The organism is Pseudomonas sp. S49, from assembly GCF_009866785.1.
Classification (GTDB): Bacteria; Pseudomonadota; Gammaproteobacteria; order Pseudomonadales; family Pseudomonadaceae; genus Aquipseudomonas.
On sequence record NZ_CP019432.1, the window covers coordinates 1,041,295 to 1,064,729 of the forward strand.

The 23,435-nt window shown below is 57.8% G+C and carries 18 protein-coding genes; 8 read left to right on the plus strand and 10 right to left on the minus strand.

Annotated elements, in window-relative coordinates; translation table 11 throughout:
- Window positions 1-8 precede the first annotated feature (8 nt).
- The 7 genes from PspS49_RS04410 to PspS49_RS04440 form a co-directional block, all read right to left on the minus strand.
- On the minus strand, window positions 9-1,019 hold the full coding sequence (locus tag PspS49_RS04410; protein WP_007917620.1) for an ABC transporter permease subunit: 1,011 nt from the start codon (window positions 1,017-1,019) through the stop codon (window positions 9-11).
- Between the two features lie 73 nt (window positions 1,020-1,092).
- Window positions 1,093-2,688, minus strand: coding sequence for an ABC transporter substrate-binding protein (locus tag PspS49_RS04415; protein WP_160038279.1), 1,596 nt, complete (start codon window positions 2,686-2,688; stop codon window positions 1,093-1,095).
- Between the two features lie 77 nt (window positions 2,689-2,765).
- On the minus strand, window positions 2,766-4,187 hold the full coding sequence (locus PspS49_RS04420) for an OprD family porin (RefSeq protein ID WP_127925813.1): 1,422 nt from the start codon (window positions 4,185-4,187) through the stop codon (window positions 2,766-2,768).
- 175 nt (window positions 4,188-4,362) lie between these two features.
- The gene (locus tag PspS49_RS04425) at window positions 4,363-5,961 is read right to left on the minus strand and encodes an ABC transporter substrate-binding protein (protein ID WP_160038281.1); all 1,599 of its coding nucleotides are present in this window, start codon (window positions 5,959-5,961) and stop codon (window positions 4,363-4,365) included.
- Window positions 5,962-6,261: 300 nt separating this feature from the next.
- Entirely contained in the window at window positions 6,262-7,887 is a 1,626-nt protein-coding gene (locus PspS49_RS04430) for an ABC transporter substrate-binding protein (protein ID WP_127925815.1), read from the minus strand.
- A gap of 260 nt (window positions 7,888-8,147) precedes the next feature.
- On the minus strand, window positions 8,148-9,749 hold the full coding sequence (locus PspS49_RS04435) for an ABC transporter substrate-binding protein (RefSeq protein ID WP_160038283.1): 1,602 nt from the start codon (window positions 9,747-9,749) through the stop codon (window positions 8,148-8,150).
- A gap of 579 nt (window positions 9,750-10,328) precedes the next feature.
- Window positions 10,329-11,512 (minus strand): IS3 family transposase gene (locus PspS49_RS04440; RefSeq protein ID WP_202982094.1). Its coding sequence is split into 2 segments (ribosomal slippage): window positions 10,329-11,248 and window positions 11,248-11,512, totalling 1,185 coding nucleotides; the frame shifts between segments, so codons are not numbered across the junction.
- Window positions 11,513-12,197: 685 nt separating this feature from the next.
- Between PspS49_RS04440 and PspS49_RS04445 the strand changes: the two genes are divergently transcribed.
- Complete coding sequence (locus PspS49_RS04445) at window positions 12,198-12,554, plus strand: DUF6124 family protein (RefSeq protein ID WP_127925817.1); 357 nt, start codon at window positions 12,198-12,200, stop codon at window positions 12,552-12,554.
- Between the two features lie 171 nt (window positions 12,555-12,725).
- Here the strand turns inward: PspS49_RS04445 and PspS49_RS04450 are convergent, their stop codons facing one another.
- Window positions 12,726-13,442 (minus strand): SIMPL domain-containing protein, encoded by a 717-nt coding sequence (locus PspS49_RS04450; protein ID WP_127925818.1) that lies wholly within the window; start codon window positions 13,440-13,442, stop codon window positions 12,726-12,728.
- A gap of 302 nt (window positions 13,443-13,744) precedes the next feature.
- Here PspS49_RS04450 and PspS49_RS04455 point away from each other — a divergent pair, with 302 nt between their 5' ends.
- The 4 genes from PspS49_RS04455 to PspS49_RS04470 all read left to right on the plus strand — a co-directional run bounded on the left by PspS49_RS04455 (window position 13,745) and on the right by PspS49_RS04470 (window position 18,321).
- Complete coding sequence (locus PspS49_RS04455) at window positions 13,745-15,007, plus strand: ATP-binding protein (RefSeq protein WP_007915316.1); 1,263 nt, start codon at window positions 13,745-13,747, stop codon at window positions 15,005-15,007.
- Entirely contained in the window at window positions 15,000-15,560 is a 561-nt protein-coding gene (locus PspS49_RS04460) for a response regulator transcription factor (protein WP_003221630.1), read from the plus strand. Before PspS49_RS04455 ends, PspS49_RS04460 begins: the two co-directional genes overlap by 8 nt.
- 96 nt (window positions 15,561-15,656) lie before the next feature.
- Window positions 15,657-17,384, plus strand: a complete 1,728-nt coding sequence (locus PspS49_RS04465) for an ABC transporter ATP-binding protein/permease (RefSeq protein WP_160038285.1) — start codon at window positions 15,657-15,659, stop codon at window positions 17,382-17,384.
- Window positions 17,385-17,574: 190 nt separating this feature from the next.
- A complete protein-coding gene (locus tag PspS49_RS04470) occupies window positions 17,575-18,321 on the plus strand; it encodes a FadR/GntR family transcriptional regulator (protein WP_176472316.1) in 747 nt (248 codons plus the stop codon).
- A gap of 7 nt (window positions 18,322-18,328) precedes the next feature.
- Here PspS49_RS04470 and PspS49_RS04475 read toward each other — a convergent pair whose 3' ends face one another.
- Window positions 18,329-18,691, minus strand: a complete 363-nt coding sequence (locus PspS49_RS04475; protein WP_160038287.1) for a hypothetical protein — start codon at window positions 18,689-18,691, stop codon at window positions 18,329-18,331.
- A gap of 131 nt (window positions 18,692-18,822) precedes the next feature.
- Window positions 18,823-19,203, minus strand: a complete 381-nt coding sequence (locus PspS49_RS04480) for a hypothetical protein (protein WP_160038289.1) — start codon at window positions 19,201-19,203, stop codon at window positions 18,823-18,825.
- A 296-nt stretch (window positions 19,204-19,499) separates the two neighbouring features.
- Between PspS49_RS04480 and kdgD the strand changes: the two genes are divergently transcribed.
- The 3 genes from kdgD (at window position 19,500) to PspS49_RS04495 (ending at window position 23,432) form a co-directional block, all read left to right on the plus strand.
- Complete coding sequence (gene kdgD / locus PspS49_RS04485) at window positions 19,500-20,411, plus strand: 5-dehydro-4-deoxyglucarate dehydratase (protein WP_016984321.1); 912 nt, start codon at window positions 19,500-19,502, stop codon at window positions 20,409-20,411.
- Between the two features lie 75 nt (window positions 20,412-20,486).
- Window positions 20,487-21,932 (plus strand): aldehyde dehydrogenase family protein, encoded by a 1,446-nt coding sequence (locus PspS49_RS04490; RefSeq protein ID WP_034154458.1) that lies wholly within the window; start codon window positions 20,487-20,489, stop codon window positions 21,930-21,932.
- A gap of 138 nt (window positions 21,933-22,070) precedes the next feature.
- Window positions 22,071-23,432: an MFS transporter gene (locus PspS49_RS04495; protein ID WP_007915342.1), complete on the plus strand. Its 1,362-nt coding sequence runs from the start codon at window positions 22,071-22,073 to the stop codon at window positions 23,430-23,432.
- Window positions 23,433-23,435: the final 3 nt, after the last annotated feature.

A 23,435-nucleotide genomic window follows, 5' to 3' on the forward strand; every position in this document is an offset into this window, starting at 1 on the left:
TATGGACCTCAGCGCTGATGACGGATGCGTGGGTTGGCAAAGCCGTAGAGGATGTCCACCACGAAGTTGACCAGAATCACCAGGCAGGCGATTAACAGGATGCCGTTTTGCACAACCGGGTAGTCCCGGGCGCCGATGGCTTCGATCAGCCATTTACCGATGCCGGGCCAGGAGAATATGGTTTCGGTCAGAACTGCACCGGCCAGCAGGGTGCCGACTTGCAGGCCGACCACGGTCAGTACCGGAATCAGCGCATTGCGCAGACCGTGGACGAACACCACGCGCGACGGCGACAGGCCTTTGGCCTTGGCGGTGCGGATGTAGTCTTCGCGCAGCACTTCGAGCATCGACGAACGGGTCATCCGCGCGATCACTGCCAGCGGAATGGTGCCGAGGACGATGGCCGGCAGAATCAGGTGATGCAGGGCATCGAAGAACGCCCCGACGTCATCGGCCAGCAGCGTGTCGATCAGCATGAAACCGGTGCGTGGCTCGATGTCGTAGAGCAGGTCGATCCGTCCGGAAACCGGGGTCCAGCCCAGGCTCACCGAGAAGAACATGATCAGGATCAGGCCCCACCAGAAGATCGGCATCGAATAGCCCGCGAGGGAGATGCCCATCACCCCGTGGTCGAACAGCGATCCTCGCTTGAGTGCCGCAATCACCCCGGCCAGAAGCCCGAGAATGCCGGCGAACAGCAGGGCGGCCATGGACAGTTCCAGGGTCGCCGGGAAGAGGGAGGTGAACTCGGTCCATACGCTCTCACGCGTACGCAGGGATTCGCCGAGATCGCCTTGAGCCAGTTTGCCGATGTAGTCCAGATACTGGGCATACAACGGTTTGTTCAGACCTAGGCGTTCCATTGCCTGAGCGTGCATTTCGGGGTCGACCCGACGTTCGCCCATCATCACTTCCACGGGGTCGCCCGGAATCATGCGAATCAACGCGAAAGTCAGCAAGGTGATGCCGAAAAACGTGGGGATCAACAACCCCAGTCGGCGGGCAATAAAACTAAACATCGTGTGTGGTACCTCATCAGCCGGTTAGGCGTGCCCGGTGTCCCTGGGGTCAGGGACACCGGGAGTTTCTTATCTACTTCACCTGGGTGGTGGCGAAGTTATTAGTGGTGAGAGGGCTGATGTGATAGCCCTCTACGTTGTTGCGCATTGCGGTAAACATCCTGGTGTGGGCCATGCTGATCCATGGCTGATCCTGATTAAACAATACTTGCGCCTGTTCGTAGAGCGCGGCGCGTTCGGCCGGATCTACTTTAGCCCGTGCTTCATCCAGCAGCGTCTGGAATTTCTCGTTGCACCAGCGCGCGTAGTTCTCGCCGTTTTTTGCCGCCTCGCAACTGAGCATAGGCGTCAGGAAGTTATCCGGGTCGCCGTTGTCGCCCGCCCATCCGGCCGAGACCATATCGTGTTCGCCAGCCTTGGCGCGTTTGAGCATTTCGCCCCATTCCATCACGCGGATGTCGATCTTGATCCCGACTTTCGCCAGGTCAGCCTGCATCATCTGTGCGCCGAGCATCGGGTTGGGGTTGGTCGGGCCGCCACCGTTGCGGGTAAACAGGGTAAACACGGTGCCCTCCGGAACCCCGGCTTCCTTGAGCAGGGCGCGGGCCTTGTCGAGGTCACGTGGCGGGTTCTTCAGGTCGTGGTTGTAGCCCAGCAGCGTGTCCGGGTACGGGTTGACCGCGACGGTCGCATTGCCCGGGCCGAACAGCGCGTTGACGTAAGCCGCTTTGTCGAAGGCGATATCGATCGCTTTACGCACACGCACGTCGCTCATGTATTTGTGCTGGGTGTTCATGGCGATGTACGAAACGGTCATCGCATTCAGTTCATCGACCTTGAGCTTCTCGTCTTTCTTGATGCTCGGGATGTCATCCGGTTTCGGATACAGCGCGATCTGGCACTCGTTGGCCTTGAGCTTCTGCAGGCGCACGTTGTTGTCGGTGGCAATCGCCAGGATCAACGCATCGGCCGGTGGCTTGCCACGGAAGTACTCCGGGTTGGCCTTGAAGCGCACCTGCGCATCCTTGGCATAACGCTGGAAGATGAACGGGCCGGTGCCGACCGGTTTGTTGTTGAGGTCGCCGGTCTTGTTGGCCTTGAGCAACTGATCGGCGTACTCGGCGGAGTAGATGGCAGTGAACGGCATCGCGACATCGGCCAGGAACGGCGCTTCGCGGCGGGTCAGAGTGAACTTGACCGTTTGGTCGTCGACTTTTTCGACGCTTTTGAGCAGTTCTTTGAAGCCCATGCTTTCAAAGTACGGGAAGCCCACGCTCGACAATTTGTGCCACGGGTGATTCGGGTCCAGCTGACGCTGGAAGCTCCAGACCACGTCGTCGGCGTTCATGTCGCGGGTCGGCTTGAAGTATTCGGTGGTGTGAAACTTGACGCCTTTACGCAGGTGGAACGTGTAGGTCAGACCGTCTTCACTGATGTCCCAGGTGTCTGCCAGGGCCGGAACGATTTCCGTGGTGCCGGGCTTGAAGTCCACCAGACGGTTGAAGATGGTTTCGGCCACAGCGTCCGCCGTGACTGCAGTTGTGTACTGGACCATATCGAAGCCTTCCGGACTGGCTTCGGTGCAGACCACCAAGGGTTTGGCCGAGACGCCGACAGCGACACTCAGCAACGCAGCCGCGATGGCTGCACGTAGGGGAAGCATTTTCATCGATAACCCTCTGCAATCGGTTGAAGACAAAAAGCCGAACGGCCGACTCATCATGAGTCAGCCGTCGACTGGCGTTTTTACAGGATGTTGAATGGAATCGTGGTCACGAGACGGAACTCGTTGATGTTGCCGTCAGCCTGGTTTTCACTGGCGCGGTGCGTGGTGTACGTCGCGCGAATCGCAGTGGCCTTGAGCGGGCCGCTCTGCACGGCGTAGGAAGCACCGATGCCGTATTCGTAGTGAGTTTCGCCGTCCATCAGGCTCAGGTCGCCGCGCTTGGCGCCCGGGTCGGTGTAGGCGGTGCCACGGTAGTGAGTACCGTCAATGCCCCAGCCGCGTGCCTGGTAGATGTTGAACTTCAGGCCTGGCACGCCATATTCGGCCATGTTGATGCCGTAGGCGATCTGGAAGGACTTCTCGTTCGGGCCGTTGAAGTCCGACAGCAGGGAGTTGGCCAGGTAGATGCCGTTGGTTTCGTGCAGGTAGTCGAAGTAGGTGTCGCCATTCACTTCCTGGTACGAGAAGGTCAGGCTGTGAGCCTGGTGAGCCAGACCCAGCGACAGCGAGTAAGTATCGTTGTCGATCTCGCCCATGAGCTTTTTGCCTTCGTCGACGGTCTTGTAGTAGTTCAGACCGGTGGTCAGGCTCAGCACCTGGCTGTCACCCAGTTCGTGGGTGGCACCGAAGTAGTACTGGTTCCAGAAGTCTTCGACGTTGGAGCCGTACAGGCTGGTTTTCAGACTCTTGAACGGCTGATAGTTGACGCCAGCGATGTAGACCTTGTCGGTCTCAACGCCAGTGGCCGAGTACTCGGTGCGGAATTTCGACAGGCTCTGCTCGGTACGCGGCGAAACACGGTCGAAGCCACCGAGGTCGAACGACAGGTTGTTGAACTCTTCGCTGTGCAGGGTAATACCCTCAAAGCTCGAAGGCAGCGGACGGTTGCCGATGACGTCAACGATCGGGGTGCTGAAGTTCTGGCGACCGGCGGTCAGCGTGGTGTTGGAAACCCGCAGCTTGACGTTGGCCAGACCCAGTTTGCTCCACTGGTCGACAGCGTCGCCGTCGGAGTGCGCCAGGGTACGGTTGGAACCGCCGGCGATGTCCTTGCGGTCACGGTCCAGAACGATGGCGTTGTAAGCGGCGACTTCGGTGCTGACGCCAACGGTGCCTTGGGTGAAGCCCGAGGTGTAGTTGACGATGGTGCCTTGCACCCAGTTGATACGACGCGGGGTCGGTGTCTTGACCACTGGCGAAGTGTTCTTGTCGCTGTTTTTCACGTAGCTGAAACGGTCATCACGACGCTTCAGTTCATTGGCGTACCAGTTACGGGTTGTGCCGCCCAGGCTTTGTCCATCGATAAAGCCTTTGGCCTCGCTTTGGGCGCTACTGCCGGCCAATGTGGTAGGGACGAACTCCTGACTTGCAGGTTCTGCGTACGCCGTGGCGGTGATGCTGCTGATGGCCAGGGCCAGTATCGCGGTGCTGCTCAGTTTCATGGGTGAAGCTCCTTTACTTTCTTTTTATGCCGGCTTTTTTTGGTGTGCCGGTTATTGGTTTAGAACTCATTCACACATCGCAAACGTTTGCAAAAAGCCGGATTGGCGAATTTCGGCAAAGCGCTTGCGTGAGGGGCTAGACAGCGCCCCTCAGCGTTGCGGCTAATCGTCTGGTTTAATCGATACCGACACCCGAGAACACGTTGCGACCGAACGGGCTGACTTTGAACCCTTCGATCCTCGCGCTTAACGGCTGGTTGACCGTCGAGTGGGCGACAGGCGTGATCGGCACTTGCTGTTTAAGCAATTGCTGGGCCTGTTTGTAGAGCACGGTGCGCTGGTCGCGGTCGGTGACGACCTTGGCCTCTTTGATCAGCTTGTCGTAAGCCGGATCGCACCACATGGAATAGTTGTTGCCGCCAATGGCATCGCAGCTGTACAGCGTGCCGAGCCAGTTGTCCGGGTCACCGTTGTCACCGGTCCAGCCGATCAGGCTGATGTCGTGTTCGCCGTTCTTGGTGCGCTTGATGTACTCGCCCCATTCGTAACTGACGATCTTCACTTTAAGACCGATCTTGGCCCAGTCGGCCTGGAGCATTTCGGCCATCAGCTTGGCGTTGGGGTTGTACGGACGCTGCACCGGCATCGCCCACAGGGTGATTTCGGTGCCTTCCTTGACGCCGGCAGCCTTGAGCAGCTCTTTGGCTTTTTCCGGGTTGTAGGCGGCGTCTTTGATAGTGTCGTCGTAAGACCACTGGGTTGGCGGCATGGCGTTCACGGCCAGTTGGCCAGCGCCTTGATAAACAGCGTTGAGAATCCCTTGTTTATTCACCGCCATGTCCAGCGCCTGCCGCACTTCGAGCTGGTCGAAAGGCTTGTGACGGACGTTATAGGCGATGTAGCCGAGGTTGAAACCCGGCTTGGAAATCAGTTGCAGTTTCGGGTCGGCCTTCAACGCTTCAACATCGGCAGGGCGCGGATGCAGGGTGATCTGGCATTCGCCGGCCTTGAGCTTCTGTACGCGCACCGAGGCGTCGGTGTTTATGGCGAAGATCAGGTTGTCGAGTTGGACCCGGCTCGGATCCCAGTATTGTTTATTACCGGTGTAACGGATGTTCGAGTCTTTCTGATAACTCTTGAACACGAACGGCCCGGTGCCGATCGGTTTCTGGTTGATATCGCTCGGCTTGCCGTCGGCCAGCAGTTTGTCGGCGTATTCGGCGGACAGGATGGAGGCGAAGCTCATGGCGATGTTCTGGATGAACGCGGCGTCGACGCTGTTGAGCGTGAACGCCACGGTCAGCGGCCCGGTCTTCTCGACCTTGGCGATGTTCTTGTTCAGGCTCATCCCGTTGAAGTACGGGAATTCGGTTGGATAAGCCTTACGGAAGGGCTGCTGCGCATCCAGCATGCGATTAAACGTGAACAACACGTCATCGGCGTTGAAATCGCGGCTCGGCTTGAAGTACGGCGTTGTATGAAATTTCACACCTTCACGCAGGTGAAAGGTGTACTTGAGACCATCCTCGGAAATATCCCACTGGGTTGCCAGACCGGGGACGACATTGGTCGCGCCTTTTTCGAACTCGACGAGACGGTTGTAGATCGGTTCGGCGGCGTCGTTATCGGTCGCTGTTGTGTACTGCGCGGTATCGAAACCGGCCGGGCTGCCTTCAGAGCAGAACACCAGGCTTTTGCTGGCGGCGAAACTGGCGGACGAGGCGGCCAACAGGCCGGCGCCCAGCAATGCGGAAAAAACCAAGGTATGGCGCATGACGCTCCCTCTCTTTTTAGTGTTGTTCAATGCGCCGTCGTCTCATCCGGAGACGTTTGGCTACATCGAGCTCAATCCAGTACGTACGGCAAACCGGTGGCCCACGCAGAAACTGGTCAGTACCCGACGGTAGGGGCCGCGGTCCTGGCAGTAAATGCGTAAATGCCTTAAAGCTCGTAGGAAAAGGCGACACGTCCTATACCGCTGCGGTAATCCACAGTGGAATTGGCTGTAGGCAATTTCCTGAATTCCCGGCAGATAAAACAGCGGCGACGTTAAAAACGTCGCCGCTGCAGTGCCTTATTTGCTGACGCTGACGCCGTAGAAGGAGTTCAAGCCAAATGGGCTGATCTTGAAATCCTGCACGTTGGCGCGCATGGGTTGATACACCGTCGAGTGAGCGATAGGTGTCATCGGGACTGCATCTTTGAGGACGTGTTGTGCCTCTTTGTACAGTTCGGTGCGTTTACCTTGGTCGGTTGTACGCTTGGCTTCTTTGACGAGGCCGTCGAACTTCTTGTCGCACCACTTGGAGAAGTTGTTGCCGCTGAGCGAGTCGCAACCGAACAGCACGTTCAGCCAGTTGTCCGGATCACCATTGTCACCGCTCCAGCCAATGATCATGGCCTGGTTCTCGCCACCTTTGGAACGCTTGATGTACTCGCCCCACTCGTAGCTGGTGATCTTCACTTTCAAGCCGATCTTGGCCCAGTCGGACTGGAGCATTTCAGCCATCAGTTTGGCGTTCGGGTTGTACGGACGCTGCACCGGCATCGCCCACAGAACGATTTCGGTACCTTCCTTGACGCCCGCTTCCTTGAGCAGCTGTTTGGCTTTCTCAGGATCGTACTTGGCATCCTTGATGGTGGTGTCGTAAGACCACTGGGTCGGCGGCATGGCGTTGACGGCCAGTTGGCCTGCGCCCTGATAAACCGAGTCGATGATCTGCGGCTTGTTCACCGCCATGTCCAGCGCCTGACGGACGCGCAGGTCAGCCAGCGGGTTGGCTTCGTTGCTGCCCTTGACCTTGTCCATCACGTTGTAGGCGATGTAGCCGAGGTTGAAGCCCGCCTGATCAGGCATCTTCAGCGACTTGTCTTCTTTCAGCGCTTTCAGGTCGGCCGGACGCGGGAACAGGGTGACCTGGCACTCGTTCTTTTTCAGCTTCTGAATACGTACCGACGGGTCGGTGGTGATGGCGAAGATCAGGTTGTCGATCTTCACGTCATCAGGCTTCCAGTAATCCTTGTTGCCGGTGTAACGGATGTTGGAATCTTTCTGGTAGCTCTTGAACACGAACGGGCCAGTGCCGATCGGCTTCTGGTTGATGTCGGCGGCTTTGCCTTCTTTCAGCAGCTGCGCTGCGTACTCGGCGGACTGCACCGAGGCGAAGCTCATGGCCATGTTCTGGATGAACGCAGCGTCGACTTCTTTCAGAGTGAACTTGACGGTGTGGTCGTCGACTTTATCGATCTTGGTGATGTTGGTGTCCATCCCCATGTCGGTGAAGTACGGGAATTCGGTCGGGTACGCCTTACGGAACGGGTCATCCTTGTTAATCATGCGATTGAAGGTGAACAGCACGTCGTCGGCGTTGAACTCACGAGTCGGCTTGAAATACGGGGTGGTGTGGAACTTGACGCCTTCACGCAGGTGGAAGGTGTAAGTCAGGCCATCATCGGAAATGTCCCACTTGGTCGCCAGACCAGGAATCACGGCGGTGCCGCCGCGCTCGAACTGGGTCAGACGGTTGAACATGGTTTCGGCTGAGGCGTCGAAGTCGGTTCCGGTGGTGTACTGGCCTGGGTCGAAACCGGCCGGGCTGCCTTCGGAGCAGAACACCAGGTTAGTCGCAGCGGATGCGAAAGGTGCGGAGGCTAACAAGCCTGCGCCGACTAAAAACGGAATGACCGCGTGTTTAAGCATGTTGGCCTCATGATTTGTTGTCATTTTTTAGTTGTGAGGTACGACCTCGTGAGTCGTGCCTGCGGATACTTATGCAGGGGCCATACCCAATGCAAGATCCAGAGTGTGAGTGAGCGTTAAACCGTGGCACGAACGTACCTTAATGTCGCATCTGTATAACTTCTGACGCATTTGACCGTTTGCGGGTGGTTTTTACGGTGCAAATGAAGCCCCAAAACGGTGCGCTGGTCACGTTGTGCGCGCCGCCTTGGGGCTCGGTGTTACTTATTTATACCCACGCCATAGAAGGGGGTTAGACCGAACGGGCTAATACGGAAGTCGGTGACTTCCATGCGCAACGGCTGGAACACCGTGGAGTTTGCAATCGGCGTGATCGGCACTTGCTGTTTAAGGATCAGTTGTGCCTGTTGATACAGTTTTACCCGCTGCTCCTTGTCCGTGGACAACTTGGCCTGTTGCACCAGTTTGTCGTAAGCCGGATCGCACCATTTGGCGTAGTTGCTGCCTTTCACCGCCGCGCAGCTGTAGAGCACGCCAAGCCAGTTGTCCGGGTCACCGTTGTCACCTGTCCAGCCATAGATCATGGCGTCGTGTTCGCCATTTTTCGCACGTTTGATGTACTCGCCCCATTCGTAGCTGACGATGTTGGCCTTGATGCCGATTTTCTCCCAATCCTGCTGGATCATCTGTGCCGACATCCGCGCATTCGGGTTCGAGGCGCGTTGCACTGTCATCGCCCAGAGGTTGATGGTTGTACCTGGCGCAACCCCTGCTTCTTTCAGTAGCACCCGTGCTTTTGCCGGGTCGTAGGGAGCGTCCTTGATGGTCGGGTCATACGACCATTGCGCCGGCGGCAAGGCGTTTTGCGCCAACTGGCCGGCGCTTTGGTAAACGGCTTTGATGATTGCCGGTTTGTCGATGGCCATGTCCAGCGCCTGCCGCACTTTGAGCTGGTCGAGTGGCGCGTGGGTGGTGTTGTAGGCGAGGAAACCGAGGTTGAAACCGGCCTGTTTGAGCACGCGCAGGTTCGGGTCTTTTTCCATCACTTCGATGTCGGCCGGGCGCGGGTAGCCGCTGACCTGGCATTCGCCGGCCTTGAGTTTTTGCAGGCGCACGGCGGCGTCCGGGGTGATCGAAAAAATCAGGTTATCGATTTTGACGTCTTCGGGTTTCCAGTAGGCCGTGTTGGCGGCATAGCGGATTTGTGAATCCTTCTGGTAGCGCTTGAAGACGAATGGGCCGGTGCCGATGGGTTTCTGGTTGAGGTCAGCGGCTTTGCCTTCCTTCAACAGTTGGTTGGCGTATTCGGCGGATTGCACCGAGGCGAAGCTCATGGCGAGGTTTTGCACGAAGGCGGCGTCGACGTTGTTGAGGTTGAAGCGCACGGTTTGCTCGTCGAGTTTTTCTACCGATTTGATTGTGGTGTTGAGGCCCATGTCGGTGAAGTAGGGGGACTCGGCGGGGTAGGCCTTGCGGAAGGCGTTGTCTGGGTCGAGCAGGCGCTGGAAGGTGAAGAGCACGTCGTCGGCGTTGAAGTCGCGGGTGGGTTTGAAGTAGTCGGTGGTGTGGAATTTTACGTTTTGGCGCAGGTGGAAGGTGTATTGCAGGCCATCGTTGGATATGTCCCATTTTGTTGCCAGGCCGGGTTCGATGTCGGTGCCGCCGCGCTGGAATTGGGTGAGGCGGTTGAAGACGGTTTCGGCGGAGGCGTCGAAGTCGGTGCCGCTGGTGTATTGGCTGGGGTCGAAGCCTGCCGGGCTGGCTTCGGAGCAATAAACGAGTGTTGTGGCGGCGTTGGCGATCGGGGTTATGGCTGTTAGTGCGAGGGAGATCAAGAGCGGTTTTAGGGTGGATCTTGGCATGGGGTCCCCGGGGAATCGGCGGTGGTAATCGTGGAAGAGTAGCTGGGGCGGGGGTGTTGGCGGAAATATCGTTTTTCCTGTTGAAGCGTCTATCTCGGCATATCTAGCACTTGTGTGTATATCCGTTGCTGCGGTAACGGCGGCTTAGGGTTTCGCCCTTACGGCGACTCACTTTTTTTCAAACGCCAAAAAAAGTAAGCAAAAAACGCTTGCTCCTACGTGCGGCCCGCTCGCTGGGGCTCGGGGTTCCTTCGCTCCGGGATCGATCCGGGCGCAGCGTCTCCGGTTTGCTTCGCTGCACCTACTCCCGCTGTGTTTGGCTTCGCCAAACGGTCGCTGCGCTCCCACGCCCGGATCAATCCCTCCACTCAGCCTTCCGACGTCGCCTTACAGATCAAGAGCTGCAGCCGAGCTAACGCTCATCCTGTTGAGTGGTGAAGAGCGGGGCGCGGTCGGCTTTGGATTTGTGGTGGATTCGCCCCTCACCCCAGCCGTCTCCCGAGGGAGAGGGAGCCGATTTTCGGGCGTTTCAAAACCTGAGTTCAACGCGGTATCGCACGTCGGCGTAGCTTGCAGTGGTCAACTAATTCCGGACACCTCGATAGGTGTTTTTGACGCCATCGCTCGCTCATAAACGGTCGGTGGCAGATATCCCAGTTTCGAGTGCAGCCGTTCGTTGTTGTAAAACCCAACGATGTACTCGGTGATGTCGCGGATCGCTTCAGCGTGGTTCGCGTAGTCACGGCGCCATACCCGCTCCATTTTCAAACTCAAAAAGAAGCGCTCCATCACTGCGTTGTCCCAGCAATTACCTTTACGGCTCATGCTCTGCTGCATGTCGTTTCTTGCCAGTAATTCTCTGTAAGTTGCACTCGCATATTGGCTACCCCGATCTGAGTGGGCAATCAAGCCTGGCGGCGGTTGACGCTGCGCGATAGCCAGTTGCATCGCGGTGCACACCAGCTCTGCCGGCATGTTCGGAGCCATCGACCAGCCCACTATCTTGCGCGAGAACAAGTCCAATACCACGGCCAGATACAACCAGCCACTGCGGGTGCGGATATAGGTGATGTCGGCTACCCAGGCCTTGTTTGGCGCTACTGGATCAAATTTTCTGTTCAGTACATTCTCTGCAATCGGCAGGTCATGATTACTATCGGTTGTGTGTACAAACTTGCGCTTCCAGGCTGAACGCAGTCCGTTAGCCCGCATCAATCGACGGATTTTATACAGCCCGACAAGCATGCCTTTACCGCGCAAAGCGTCGCGCAAAGGGCGGCTGCCGTAGCAGCCTCCACTCTCGGCGAAAGACGCCTTGAGTTGCACAAGAACAGGACAACTCTGCCGAACAGGCGCATCAGCACGCTTCTGAGACTCATAGAAGCCTGAACGACTGATGCTCAGCAACCGACAGACATGTGCCACTGAGTAAGCCTTCTGTTGCAGCTGCCGAACCAGTCGATACCTTACTTCAGCTCGCGGGCAAAGAAGGCGGTAGCCTTTTTTAAGATGTCGTTGTCCACCTTGAGCTGCCGATTTTCCTGTTCCAATTGCCGGATGCGCTGTTGCTCTGCCGTCAATGGCTTGCCGATTCCGGCCTGCCCCAGTTGCTCTGCCTCGTATTGCTGAACCCAGCGTCGAACGGCTGTCTCACCAATGTTCAGATCCTGGCAAACCTGCACAACAGTCAGTCCCTGATCCTTGATCATCTTCACGACTTGCAGCTTGAAGCTGTCGTCGAATGCCCTGCGTTTTTTAGTCATGAATAACTCCTCGATAGATGTATTTTCCACCTATCGGGGTGTCCGGGGAAATTAGACCACTGCAGCTCTCCCAAACACCTCGGTCAGTTCCCTCTCCCTCCGGGAGAGGGCTAGGGTGAGGGGCTTTTGATCTGTTTCAGAATCTGAGTTCGGCTCGGTATTTCATGTCGGCGTAGTTCTCCCAAACAACTCGGTCAGTTCCCTCTCCCTCCGGGAGAGGGCTAGGGTGAGGGGCTTTTGATCTGTTTCATAATCTGAGTTCGGCTCGGTATTTCACGTCGGCGTAGTTCTGCCAAACACCTCGGTCAGTCCCCTCTCCCTCTGGGAGAGGGCTAGGGTGAGGGTTGGCTTTTTGACTGTTTAAATCTGTGTCAGATAACCAGAACCTTCCCACAAGGTTTTCAGGTTGTCCGTCGGACGTGCGCTCTCTAGGCTCTGGTTGTCGCTGAAGACTCAGCGATCGGGAGGTGAGATTCCCGGTTATTGAATTTGGAAACCTGCACAAGCCACCCCATAATCGCCGCCAGCTCATGCTGTCAGCAGTTTTTATGGCGGCTATGTACGGGCGGACTTTTGTCCGGCCGGGTTGGTTTCCTTACCGGTAATCTCACTCCGTACATAGTTGCCACCTCATTTCTCGAGTGAGATCGGAAATGAATGGCGTCAGTTCATAAGGAAATTTTCCATGGATAAATTGATACCTGACCCACCCCTCGATACCCCACTCGAAGACGCCATCCGCGCCGACGACCAAATCAAAACCCGCGAAGCCATCAAACGCGCCCTGGATTTCTACCTCAGCCCCGAACCCCTAAAACCCCGGCAACCCAGCACGATGTTCCTGATCCAGCCGAACATCGACACCGAAAGCCTGCTGGCGCATGCCTGTGAATCACTGGCGTCGGCGAACACGTTAACCGGTAACTTTGCCGATCAGTTGGGCCGGCCCGAGCGTAATACGGCGTTGGCGATTCAGCAGATCATCATGTTGGCCGAACTGGCGGTTAACCGGGCGCTGGATCGGGTTGATCCGCAGACTTGATACCGCGTTATCGTTCTTCGCGAGCAAGCTCGCTCCCACAGGTGGAATGCATTTCAAACTGTGGGAGCGAGCTTGCTCGCGAAGAGGGTGGTTCATCCACAGCAAATCCCGGGCACAAAAAAACCGCCGATCATTCACCGATCGGCGGTTTTTTATTCAGCCCACATCAAATCACTGCATCAACACTTCAATCGAACCATCAGCGGTCATGCTGACCTGGCTGGTGCCTGCTTCAACTTCCGGCGTCACCGGCGCGGAATCCATGGCCGCGGCTTTCATCATCATCGGTGCGCGCAGGTACGGTTGTGGATAACCGTTGCTGTTGAGGTTCAGGTTGACGATTTTGTAACCCTTGCCGCCCAGTGCATCGGTGGCCAGTTGGGCGCGGGCCTTGAAGGCGGTCACGGCTTCTTTGAGCAACTGGTCTTCACTGGATTTGCGGGTCGGGTCGGCGATGGCGAAGTCCATGCCGCCCATTTTCAAGTCGCCCAGCAGTTCGCCGGTGAGTTTGGACAGGGCGGCGAAGTCAGAGCTTTCCAGGCGCAGTTCGGCGCGTTCACGCCAGCCGGTGATCTTCTGGCCCTTGGTGTCGTAGATCGGGTAACTGTTGCGGCTGCCTTGGCGCAGGGTGATGTCTTTGACTTGCTTGGCCTGGGCCAATGCCTTGTTCATGGTGGTGCTGACGTCGGCGGCGAGTTTCGCCGGGTCGGTGTTTTGCTCTTCGGTGTAGAGGGTGACGATCATCAGGTCGCGGGCGACTTCCGTGCTGACTTCGGCGCGCAGGGAAATCTGGTTGTAGTGCAGCTCATCGGCGGCCAGGGCCGGAAGGCTGGCGACGCTGCCGACGGTCAGGGCGAGAAGGGCGGCGCTGCGGCGAAATGTGTGCATGAAAGCTCCTTGATGAGGGCGCAGGTGATGGTTCGGGGGCCTGCGTGAAACCATCAGACTCTAGCTTTTATGATCCGGTTCGCCCAGTTACAACTTCTATACAGATGACTGGTGGCCGCTGTGCAGCCCTTCGCGAGCAGGGGAATGCATTTCAAAGGTGGGAGCGAGCCTGCTCGCGAAGGCGTCCTTATAGCCGCCGAAGATGTTTTCGCCATGTGGTCGTTTGCCGCACTTTCGCCTCTCAAGCCCGCGGCTTGGTTATACTCCGTGCGATCCGCCTGGAGCGCTCATCAGGAGAGCTCATGCTCGCCCCCGTACAACTGACTTCCGCCACTCGCCAGAACCTCTGGCGACTGACTTTCATCCGCACTCTGGTGCTCGCCGCGCAGGCTGGCTCCGTTGGCCTGGCCTACTGGCTGCAATTGTTGCCGTTGCCGTGGGTACAACTGGCGATGACCCTCGGCTGCTCGACGCTGCTCTGCGTGTTCACCGCGGTGCGTTTGCGTACCTCGTGGCCAGTGACCGAACTCGAATATGCCCTGCAACTGGCCTGCGATCTGGTTATCCACAGTGCGCTGCTGTATTTCTCCGGCGGTTCGACCAATCCGTTTGTTTCCTACTATCTGGTGCCGTTGACCATCGCTGCGGTGACGTTGCCGTGGCGCTATTCGGTGATTCTCTCTGGCATCGCGCTGGCGCTGTACACCGTGATGCTCACGCGTTTCTATCCGCTGGAAACCCTGCCGGTCGCTCGCGAGAATCTGCAGATCTACGGCATGTGGCTGAGCTTCGCACTGGCAGCGGCGGTGATCACCTTCTTCGCTGCGCGCATGGCTGAAGAGTTGCGCCGTCAGGAAGAATTACGTGCGATCCGTCGTGAAGAAGGCCTGCGCGATCAGCAATTGTTGGCCGTCGCCACCCAGGCCGCTGGCGCTGCGCATGAACTCGGCACGCCGCTGGCGACCATGAGCGTGTTGCTCAAGGAAATGCAGCAGGATCATCCCGACCCGATGCTGCAGGATGATCTGAAGGTGCTGCAGGATCAGGTCAAACTCTGCAAAGAAACCCTGCAGCAACTGGTGCGCGCCGCTGAAGCCAATCGTCGTCTGGCCGTCGAGATGCAGGACGTCACCGACTGGCTCGACGAAGCGCTGAACCGCTGGCACCTGATGCGTCCGGAAGCCAGTTATCGCTTCCACCGCCTCGGCCAGGGCACCGTGCCGCGCATGGCGCCGCCGCCGGATCTGACTCAGGCGCTGTTGAATCTGCTCAACAACGCCGCCGATGCCTGCCCGGAAAATCTCAAGGTGACCCTGGACTGGGACGTCGAGAACCTGACCATCAGCATTCGTGACCACGGCGCCGGTGTGCCGCTGGCCATCGCCGAGCAGATCGGCAAACCGTTTTTTACCACCAAGGGCAAAGGTTTCGGCCTGGGCCTGTTTTTGAGCAAGGCCAGCGTGACACGCGCCGGCGGCTCAGTGAAACTCTATAGTCATGAGGAAGGCGGCACGCTCACCGAGCTGCGCCTGCCCCACGGCGCCCGAGGAGACCAACATGAGTGACGAAATCCAAGTCGAAGGCGAAGAACTGCCGCATTTGCTGCTGGTCGATGACGACGCAACGTTCACCCGAGTGATGGCCCGTGCCATGGCTCGCCGTGGCTTTCGCGTCAGCACCGCAGGTTCGGCCGAAGAAGGTCTGACCATCGCCCAGGCCGATCTGCCTGATTACGCCGCGCTCGACCTGAAAATGGACGGCGATTCGGGTCTGGTGCTGCTGCCCAAACTGCTGGAGCTGGACCCGGAAATGCGCGTGGTGATTCTCACCGGTTATTCGAGCATTGCCACCGCGGTCGAAGCGATCAAGCGTGGTGCTTGCAACTACCTGTGCAAACCGGCTGACGCCGACGATGTGCTGGCTGCGCTGCTGTCCGAGCACGCCGACCTCGACAGTCTGGTGCCGGAAAACCCGATGTCGGTTGATCGCCTGCAGTGGGAACACATCCAGCGTGTGCTCACCGAGCACGAAGGCAACATCTCCGCCACTGCCCGCGCCTTGGGCATGCACCGCCGTACCCTGCAGCGCAAACTGCAGAAGCGCCCGGTTCGTCGCTGAACCTGCGCTGAACGACTATCGCTAGCGCTCGCGATAAAACGCACCGATCTACTATGATCGGTGCGTGTCTGTTCTTTTCTATATCGAGCCTTATCCATGAATCAGAACGCTGAATATTCCGCGGTCAACGATGCTGTGCGCGGGCAGTTTTTTCGCAAGGTGTGGGCAATCATCACGCCGTACTGGCGCAGTGAAGAGAAGGGCAAGGCCTGGACGCTGCTGATCGCAGTGATAGCACTCTCGCTGCTCAGCGTGGGCATCTCGGTGTGGTTCAACACCTGGTACAAGGACTTTTACAACGCCCTGCAAAAGAAAGACGAAGTGGCGTTCTGGCGCTTGATTCTGTATTTCTGCGGCATTGCGGCGGTGGCCATTGTCGGTGCGGTGTACAGGCTCTATCTGACTCAGATGCTGACGATTCGCTGGCGGGCCTGGCTCACTGAAAAGCATTTCTCGCGTTGGCTTGCCGACAAGAATTACTACCAGCTGGAGCAGGGCGGTTACACCGATAACCCGGACCAGCGGATTTCCGAAGACCTCAACAACTTCACTTCCAACACCCTCGAACTGGGTATCGGCCTGCTGCGCAATATCGTCAGTCTGGTGTCATTCTCGATCATTCTCTGGGGCGTGTCGGGCAGCATCGAACTTTATGGCATCACCATTCCCGGCTACATGTTCTGGTGTGTGCTGGTTTATGCGGTGGTGGGCAGTTGGCTGACGCATTTGATTGGTCGTCGCTTGATCGGTCTGAACAACCAACAACAACGCTTCGAAGCTGACCTGCGTTTTTCCATGGTGCGGATTCGCGAGAATGCCGAAAGCATCGCGTTGTACAACGGTGAGCCGAACGAAAATCGTCGTCTGAGCGCCCGCTTCGGCAATGTCTGGCACAATTTCTGGGACATCATGAAAGTGTCCAAGCGCCTGACGTTTTTCACCGCCGGTTACAGCCAGGCAGCGATCATCTTCCCGTTCATCGTGGCTTCACCGCGTTACCTTGCCGGCAAGATCGAGCTGGGTGAGCTGATGCAGATCAGCTCGGCATTCGGCAACGTCCAGGAAAGCTTCAGCTGGTTCATCAGTGCGTACCAGAGCCTCGCTTCCTGGCGCGCCACCTGTGATCGTCTGCTGAGTTTCCGTCAGGCTATGACCGACAACGAAGAGCGCATTCCGGCGATCGATGTGCAGAATCAGGGCCGCGAATTGAAGGTGCACAACCTCGGTCTGGATCTGGCCGACGGTCGTCATCTGCTGACCAGCGCCGACATGACCGTCGAACCGGGTGAGCGCGTGATGCTCAGCGGCCGTTCCGGCAGCGGCAAGTCGACGCTGTTGCGGGCGATGGGGCATTTGTGGCCGGCGGGCCACGGCAACATCCGTTTGCCGGCGGCGCGTTATCTGTTCTTGCCGCAAAAACCCTATCTGCCGATCGGCACCCTGCGTGAGGCGTTGAGTTATCCACAACCGGGCGACACTTACGCGCCGGAACGTTATGCACAAGTGCTGGAAACCTGCCGCTTGTCGCATTTGGTCGCGCGCCTTGACGAGGCCAATCACTGGCAGCGCATGCTCTCGCCGGGCGAACAGCAACGCTTGGCTTTCGCCCGCGCAATGCTTTACGAACCGCAATGGCTGTACATGGACGAAGCCACTTCGGCGATGGACGAGGAAGACGAAGCGACGCTGTATCAGGCACTGATCGATCAGTTGCCGGGTCTGAGCATTGTCAGTGTCGGCCATCGCAGCAGTTTGAAACGCTTCCATCCACGGCATGTGCGGATCGACAGCGGCCACTTGGTTGAACAGACCGTAACCGCCTGATCACCGCTAACCCCCTGTAGGAGTGAGCCTGCTCGCGATAGCGTTGGGTCAGTCACATTGATGCTGAATGTGCGGACGTCATCGCGAGCAGGCTCACTCCTACATAAAGCGATGTAAACCGGAAAGTGATCGTACAACCCGCTTGAGCTATCATGCCCACAAGCCGAATTTTCGAGACAAGATGCACACCATGGAAAACCTGATCGACACCCCGCGTCTCCCGCGCAAGCGCCGCAGCCTGGCCCAGGAACTGGTGACGGTGCTGAGCGAGCAGATCCGCGATGGCCTGCTCAAACGCGGTGACAAACTGCCCACCGAGTCGGCGATCATGGAAGCCCATGGCGTCAGCCGCACCGTGGTGCGCGAGGCGATTTCCCGTTTGCAGGCTGCCGGACAGGTGGAAACCCGCCACGGCATCGGCACCTTCGTGCTCGACACACCGAGCCCGAGTGGTTTCCGCATCGACCCGGCCACCGTCGTCACCCTGCGTGATGTGCTGGCCATTCTCGAACTACGCATTAGCCTGGAAGTGGAATCTGCCGGCCTTGCCGCGCAACGTCGCAGCGCCGAGCAACTGGCGACCATGCGTGCCGCCCTCGATGCTCTTAACGAAAGCGCTGCCCACGCCAGTGATGCGGTCGCTTCGGACTTTGCCTTCCACCTGGAAATAGCACTGTCCACCGGCAATCGCTACTTCACCGACATCATGACCCACCTGGGCACCAGCATCATTCCGCGTACGCGGCTGAACTCGGCGCGCCTGGCCCATGATGATCAGCAGCATTACATGAGCCGCCTGAGTCGCGAACACGAAGAAATCTACGACGCGATTGCCCGTCAGGATTCCGATGCAGCGCGTGCGGCGATGCGTCTGCATTTGACCAACAGCCGTGAAAGACTGCGCCAGGCCCATGAAGAGGCGCAGGCGCAGGGTTGAGGTTGGGTCATTCTTTAAGCGTGATTTCCAATGGTAATGATTGCCGGACGTTGCCTGCTCTGTCGTTGGAGTACTGCAAGCGCGCATTCATGCCAGCTTTGAGCATTTTTTCAAATAGCGCTTTCGGGATTGCAAACTTAACGGGCTTTCCAGCGGAGATTGCAGTCACTACTACGGAGTGTGACCACTCCTCAGCACCGTCTGAGTCGTACACTTTCAGTGTGATTTTGTCCCCTGCGGCCGCTTCTTGGAGGGCAGGCACTACCCCATGAGCAGGGTCAATCAAGTTATGTACGTAGAGGACGTCATCGATTGCTTCCTTGAGCACAGGTGCTGGCAGCATTTGGATAGCGAAACGTTTATCTGTCATGTTCAAAATCCTTTTAGTTGTCGAAACGAGCCGTTGGCAGCTCAAGTTGATTAACGTATGGATCGCGAAAGCCTGGCACCTGTAAGAAATACCAGTTCCGATGAACGGTCACCGCTCCCGCACGACAAGATTCAGCCCTCGATCCGCAACCTCAACGCGTGCGAAAACGGCTCCATGCTCGACTCGTCGGAAAACTTGTAGCGCAATTCAACCTCTCTGTTCAGGTACGGACGCAGCGCCTCTTTGGGGATCTGCAACTCGATCCCCGTGAGTTTCTCCATCTCGTCTTCAGCATCGTCCCAAGTGCCGGTGTTCACTTCCTCGCCTTCCCATTCCGGCTCTTCCGGGTCGCCGCCGAGAATCGGGTAAACGCTCCAGTTCGCTGGAAAATCGCTCGAATCCGGGACCTGCATGATCAATACATCGGGTAGCGCGGATAGCTGAAGGGTGAGGGTGTCAGAGGCAGAAGAGGCCATTTGCGCGAGGGTCGGTGCAGCATAATTCACGAACATTTCAGTTTCCTTCGAAGGTCCGCCACGATCCTTCGTGGCAGTCGTCGCACCTTACCCGGCGTCTCTGCATCGCTCAGTAAACGAATCTTGACCAGACATTTCCGCGCTAGAACCCTTTAAACACGCGCCTTTGCGACGAGTTTTGCCAAGCCTTGAGCAGCTTTGTCCGACAAAAAAACACCCACAACGATGAAATGCAGTTGACGGTTATTATTTAAGTTGTACGATGACCTACAACTTCAGCGAAGGCTGAACGGACCAATCACAAAAAACGTTGCTACCAGGGTGTTCGAATAATGAATCCACAAGAACTGAAGTCCATCCTCTCTGCCGGCCTGCTGTCTTTCCCGGTGACCGATTTCAACGCGCAGGGCGATTTCAACCGCGCGGGCTACATCAAACGCCTGGAATGGCTGGCTCCGTATGGCGCTTCAGCCTTGTTTGCCGCCGGTGGCACCGGTGAGTTCTTCTCCCTGGCCGCCAGCGAATACTCGGAAATCATCAAGACTGCCGTCGACACTTGCGAAACCAGCGTGCCAATCCTTGCCGGTGTCGGTGGTTCGACCCGTCAGGCCATCGAATACGCTCAGGAAGCCGAACGTCTGGGCGCCAAAGGCCTGTTGCTGCTGCCGCACTACCTGACCGAAGCGAGCCAGGACGGTGTTGCCGCTCACGTTGAAGCCGTGTGTAAATCGGTCAACATCGGCGTGGTCGTTTACAACCGCAACGTTTGCCGCTTGACCGCGCCGCTGCTGGAACGTCTGGCCGAGCGCTGCCCGAACCTGATCGGCTACAAGGATGGTCTGGGCGATATCGAGTTGATGGTGTCGATCCGTCGCCGCCTCGGTGATCGCTTCAGCTACCTGGGTGGTCTGCCGACCGCCGAAGTCTACGCCGCTGCCTACAAGGCTTTGGGCGTGCCGGTCTACTCCTCGGCGGTGTTCAACTTCATTCCGAAAACCGCGATGGACTTCTACCACGCGATCGCTCGTGAAGATCACGCTACCGTCGGCAAGATCATCGACGACTTCTTCCTGCCGTACCTCGACATCCGCAACCGCAAGGCCGGTTACGCCGTGAGCATCGTCAAGGCAGGCGCGAAAATCGCCGGCTATGACGCAGGCCCGGTGCGGGCACCGCTGACCGATCTGACTGGTGAAGAGTACGAAATGCTCGCTGCGCTGATCGACAAGCAAGGTGCGCAGTAACACCCGACAAAAACGCGGCCGCTGAGTAATCAGCGGCTTTTTGCGTAAAGGCTTTTAGTTTTGAGGGCTGCCCCTGTGACAAATGCAAAACGCTACGACAACTACATCAACGGTGAATGGGTTGCCGGTGCCGACTACTCGGCCAACATCAACCCGTCGGAACTGAGCGACACCATCGGCGATTACGCCAAGGCTGACCTGACTCAGGTTCACGCTGCCATCGACGCCGCCCGCGCGGCATTCCCGGCCTATTCGACTTCGGGTATTCAGGCCCGTCACGATTCGCTGGATAAAGTCGGTACGGAAATCCTTGCCCGTCGCGAAGAACTCGGCACCCTGCTGGCCCGGGAAGAGGGCAAGACCCTGCCCGAAGCCATCGGCGAAGTGACCCGCGCCGGTAACATTTTCAAGTTCTTCGCCGGTGAATGCCTGCGCCTGTCTGGCGACTACGTGCCGTCGGTGCGTCCGGGCGTCAACGTTGAAGTGACCCGCGAAGCGCTGGGCGTGGTCGGTCTGATCACCCCGTGGAACTTCCCGATCGCGATTCCTGCGTGGAAAATCGCCCCGGCGCTGGCCTACGGCAACTGCGTGGTGTTGAAACCGGCCGATCTGGTGCCGGGTTGCGCCTGGGCACTGGCGGAAATCATCTCCCGCGCAGGCTTCCCGGCCGGCGTGTTCAACCTGGTGATGGGCAGCGGTCGCGTGGTTGGTGATGCGCTGGTGCAGAGCCCGAAAGTCGATGGCATCAGCTTCACCGGTTCGGTGGGCGTGGGTCGTCAGATCGCAGTCAACTGCGTCTCGCGCCAGGCCAAGGTTCAGCTGGAAATGGGCGGCAAGAACCCGCAGATCATTCTCGACGACGCCGACCTTAAGCAAGCGGTCGAGCTGTCGGTGCAGAGCGCGTTCTACTCCACCGGTCAGCGTTGCACCGCGTCGAGCCGTTTGATCGTCACTGCCGGGATTCACGACAAATTCGTTGAAGCCATGGCCGAGCGCATGAAGTCGATCAAGGTCGGGCACGCGCTGAAATCCGGCACCGATATTGGTCCGGTGGTTTCGCAAGCGCAGCTGGAACAGGACATGAAGTACATCGACATCGGCCAGTCCGAAGGTGCGCGTCTGGTCAGCGGCGGTGGCTTGGTGACCTGCGACACCGAAGGCTACTTCCTCGCGCCAACGCTGTTTGCCGACAGCGAAGCGTCGATGCGCATCAGTCGCGAAGAGATTTTCGGGCCGGTGGCCAACATCGTTCGCGTTGCCGATTACGACGCGGCGCTGGCGATGGCCAACGACACCGAATTCGGTCTGTCGGCGGGCATTGCGACCACCTCGCTGAAGTACGCCAACCACTTCAAACGTCATTCGCAAGCCGGGATGGTGATGGTCAATCTGCCGACCGCTGGCGTCGATTACCACGTTCCGTTCGGTGGCCGTAAAGGTTCATCCTATGGATCACGTGAGCAAGGCCGCTATGCGCAAGAGTTCTACACGGTCGTGAAGACCAGTTACATCGGTTCCTGATAAACGCAATAACCCTGTAGGAGCTGCCGAAGGCTGCGATCTTTCAAGATCAAAAGATCGCAGCCTTCGGCAGCTCCTACAGGGAATACCAAAGAAGATTCACCCGCGCATAAAAATAATCAGTGGGAGTACATCTACATGCAATCGTCCAAGCCGACTCACGTCCGCTATTTGATCCTGCTCATGCTGTTTCTGGTGACCACGATCAACTACGCCGACCGCGCCACGATCGCCATCGCCGGCTCCAGCCTGCAAAAAGATCTGGGCATCGACGCAGTCACCCTCGGCTATATCTTCTCCGCATTCGGTTGGGCCTACGTGGCCGGGCAAATTCCCGGTGGCTGGCTGCTCGATCGCTTCGGCTCGAAAAAAGTCTATGCCCTGAGCATTTTCACCTGGTCGCTGTTCACCGTGCTGCAAGGCTTTGTCGGTGAATTCGGCATGTCCACGGCCATCGTTGCGCTGTTCATGCTGCGCTTCCTCGTGGGCCTGGCTGAAGCGCCATCGTTCCCCGGCAACGCGCGCATCGTTGCCGCGTGGTTCCCGACCGCTGAACGCGGCACCGCTTCGGCGATCTTCAACTCGGCGCAATACTTTGCCACCGTGTTGTTCGCACCGCTGATGGGCTGGATCGTTTACTCCTTTGGCTGGGAGCACGTGTTTATCGTCATGGGTATTCTCGGGATCATCTTCTCGCTGGTCTGGCTGAAAGTGATCTACAGCCCGCGTGAACACCCGCGTATCAACGAAGCCGAGTTCAAACACATCGCTGAAAACGGCGGCATGGTCGACATGGATCAGAAGGGCAAAAAGTCCGACGGTCCGAAGTGGGATTACATCCGTCAGTTGCTGACCAATCGCATGATGCTCGGCGTGTATCTGGGCCAGTACTGCATCAACGGCATCACTTACTTCTTCCTGACCTGGTTCCCGGTGTATCTGGTGCAAGAGCGTGGCATGACCATTCTCAAGGCGGGTTTCATCGCCTCGTTGCCAGCAATCTGCGGCTTTATTGGTGGTGTGCTTGGCGGGGTGATTTCCGATTACCTGCTGCGCAAGGGCCACTCGCTGACCTTCGCCCGCAAAGCGCCGATCATTGCCGGCCTGCTGGTTTCCAGCAGCATCGTTGCCTGCAACTATGTTGAAGTGGAATGGATGGTGGTTGGCTTCATGGCCCTGGCCTTCTTCGGCAAAGGCGTTGGCGCACTCGGTTGGGCGGTGGTCTCCGACACCTCGCCAAAACAGATCGCCGGTCTGAGCGGTGGCCTGTTCAACACTTTCGGCAACATCGCTTCGATCACCACGCCAATCGTGATTGGCTACATCATCAGCTCCACCGGTTCGTTCAAATGGGCGCTGGTGTTCGTCGGTGCCAACGCACTGGTCGCGGTGTTCAGCTATCTGGTCATCGTTGGCCCGATCAAACGTGTGGTACTCAAAGAGCCGCCAACCAATGGCGGTGTTGAAGCCAGCGGTAAATTGTCCCAAGCGCATTCCTGAGGA

What these genes read in the sequence shown, in the direction of transcription:
- PspS49_RS04410 (WP_007917620.1), bottom strand. Translation starts at nt 1,019, where the DNA reads ATGTTTAGTTTTATTGCCCGCCGACTGGGGTTGTTGATCCCCACGTTT.
- PspS49_RS04415 (WP_160038279.1), bottom strand. Translation starts at nt 2,688, where the DNA reads ATGAAAATGCTTCCCCTACGTGCAGCCATCGCGGCTGCGTTGCTGAGT.
- PspS49_RS04420 (WP_127925813.1), bottom strand. Translation starts at nt 4,187, where the DNA reads ATGAAACTGAGCAGCACCGCGATACTGGCCCTGGCCATCAGCAGCATC.
- PspS49_RS04425 (WP_160038281.1), bottom strand. Translation starts at nt 5,961, where the DNA reads ATGCGCCATACCTTGGTTTTTTCCGCATTGCTGGGCGCCGGCCTGTTG.
- PspS49_RS04430 (WP_127925815.1), bottom strand. Translation starts at nt 7,887, where the DNA reads ATGCTTAAACACGCGGTCATTCCGTTTTTAGTCGGCGCAGGCTTGTTA.
- PspS49_RS04435 (WP_160038283.1), bottom strand. Translation starts at nt 9,749, where the DNA reads ATGCCAAGATCCACCCTAAAACCGCTCTTGATCTCCCTCGCACTAACA.
- PspS49_RS04445 (WP_127925817.1), top strand. Translation starts at nt 12,198, where the DNA reads ATGGATAAATTGATACCTGACCCACCCCTCGATACCCCACTCGAAGAC.
- PspS49_RS04450 (WP_127925818.1), bottom strand. Translation starts at nt 13,442, where the DNA reads ATGCACACATTTCGCCGCAGCGCCGCCCTTCTCGCCCTGACCGTCGGC.
- PspS49_RS04455 (WP_007915316.1), top strand. Translation starts at nt 13,745, where the DNA reads ATGCTCGCCCCCGTACAACTGACTTCCGCCACTCGCCAGAACCTCTGG.
- PspS49_RS04460 (WP_003221630.1), top strand. Translation starts at nt 15,000, where the DNA reads ATGAGTGACGAAATCCAAGTCGAAGGCGAAGAACTGCCGCATTTGCTG.
- PspS49_RS04465 (WP_160038285.1), top strand. Translation starts at nt 15,657, where the DNA reads ATGAATCAGAACGCTGAATATTCCGCGGTCAACGATGCTGTGCGCGGG.
- PspS49_RS04470 (WP_176472316.1), top strand. Translation starts at nt 17,575, where the DNA reads ATGGAAAACCTGATCGACACCCCGCGTCTCCCGCGCAAGCGCCGCAGC.
- PspS49_RS04475 (WP_160038287.1), bottom strand. Translation starts at nt 18,691, where the DNA reads ATGACAGATAAACGTTTCGCTATCCAAATGCTGCCAGCACCTGTGCTC.
- PspS49_RS04480 (WP_160038289.1), bottom strand. Translation starts at nt 19,203, where the DNA reads ATGTTCGTGAATTATGCTGCACCGACCCTCGCGCAAATGGCCTCTTCT.
- kdgD (WP_016984321.1), top strand. Translation starts at nt 19,500, where the DNA reads ATGAATCCACAAGAACTGAAGTCCATCCTCTCTGCCGGCCTGCTGTCT.
- PspS49_RS04495 (WP_007915342.1), top strand. Translation starts at nt 22,071, where the DNA reads ATGCAATCGTCCAAGCCGACTCACGTCCGCTATTTGATCCTGCTCATG.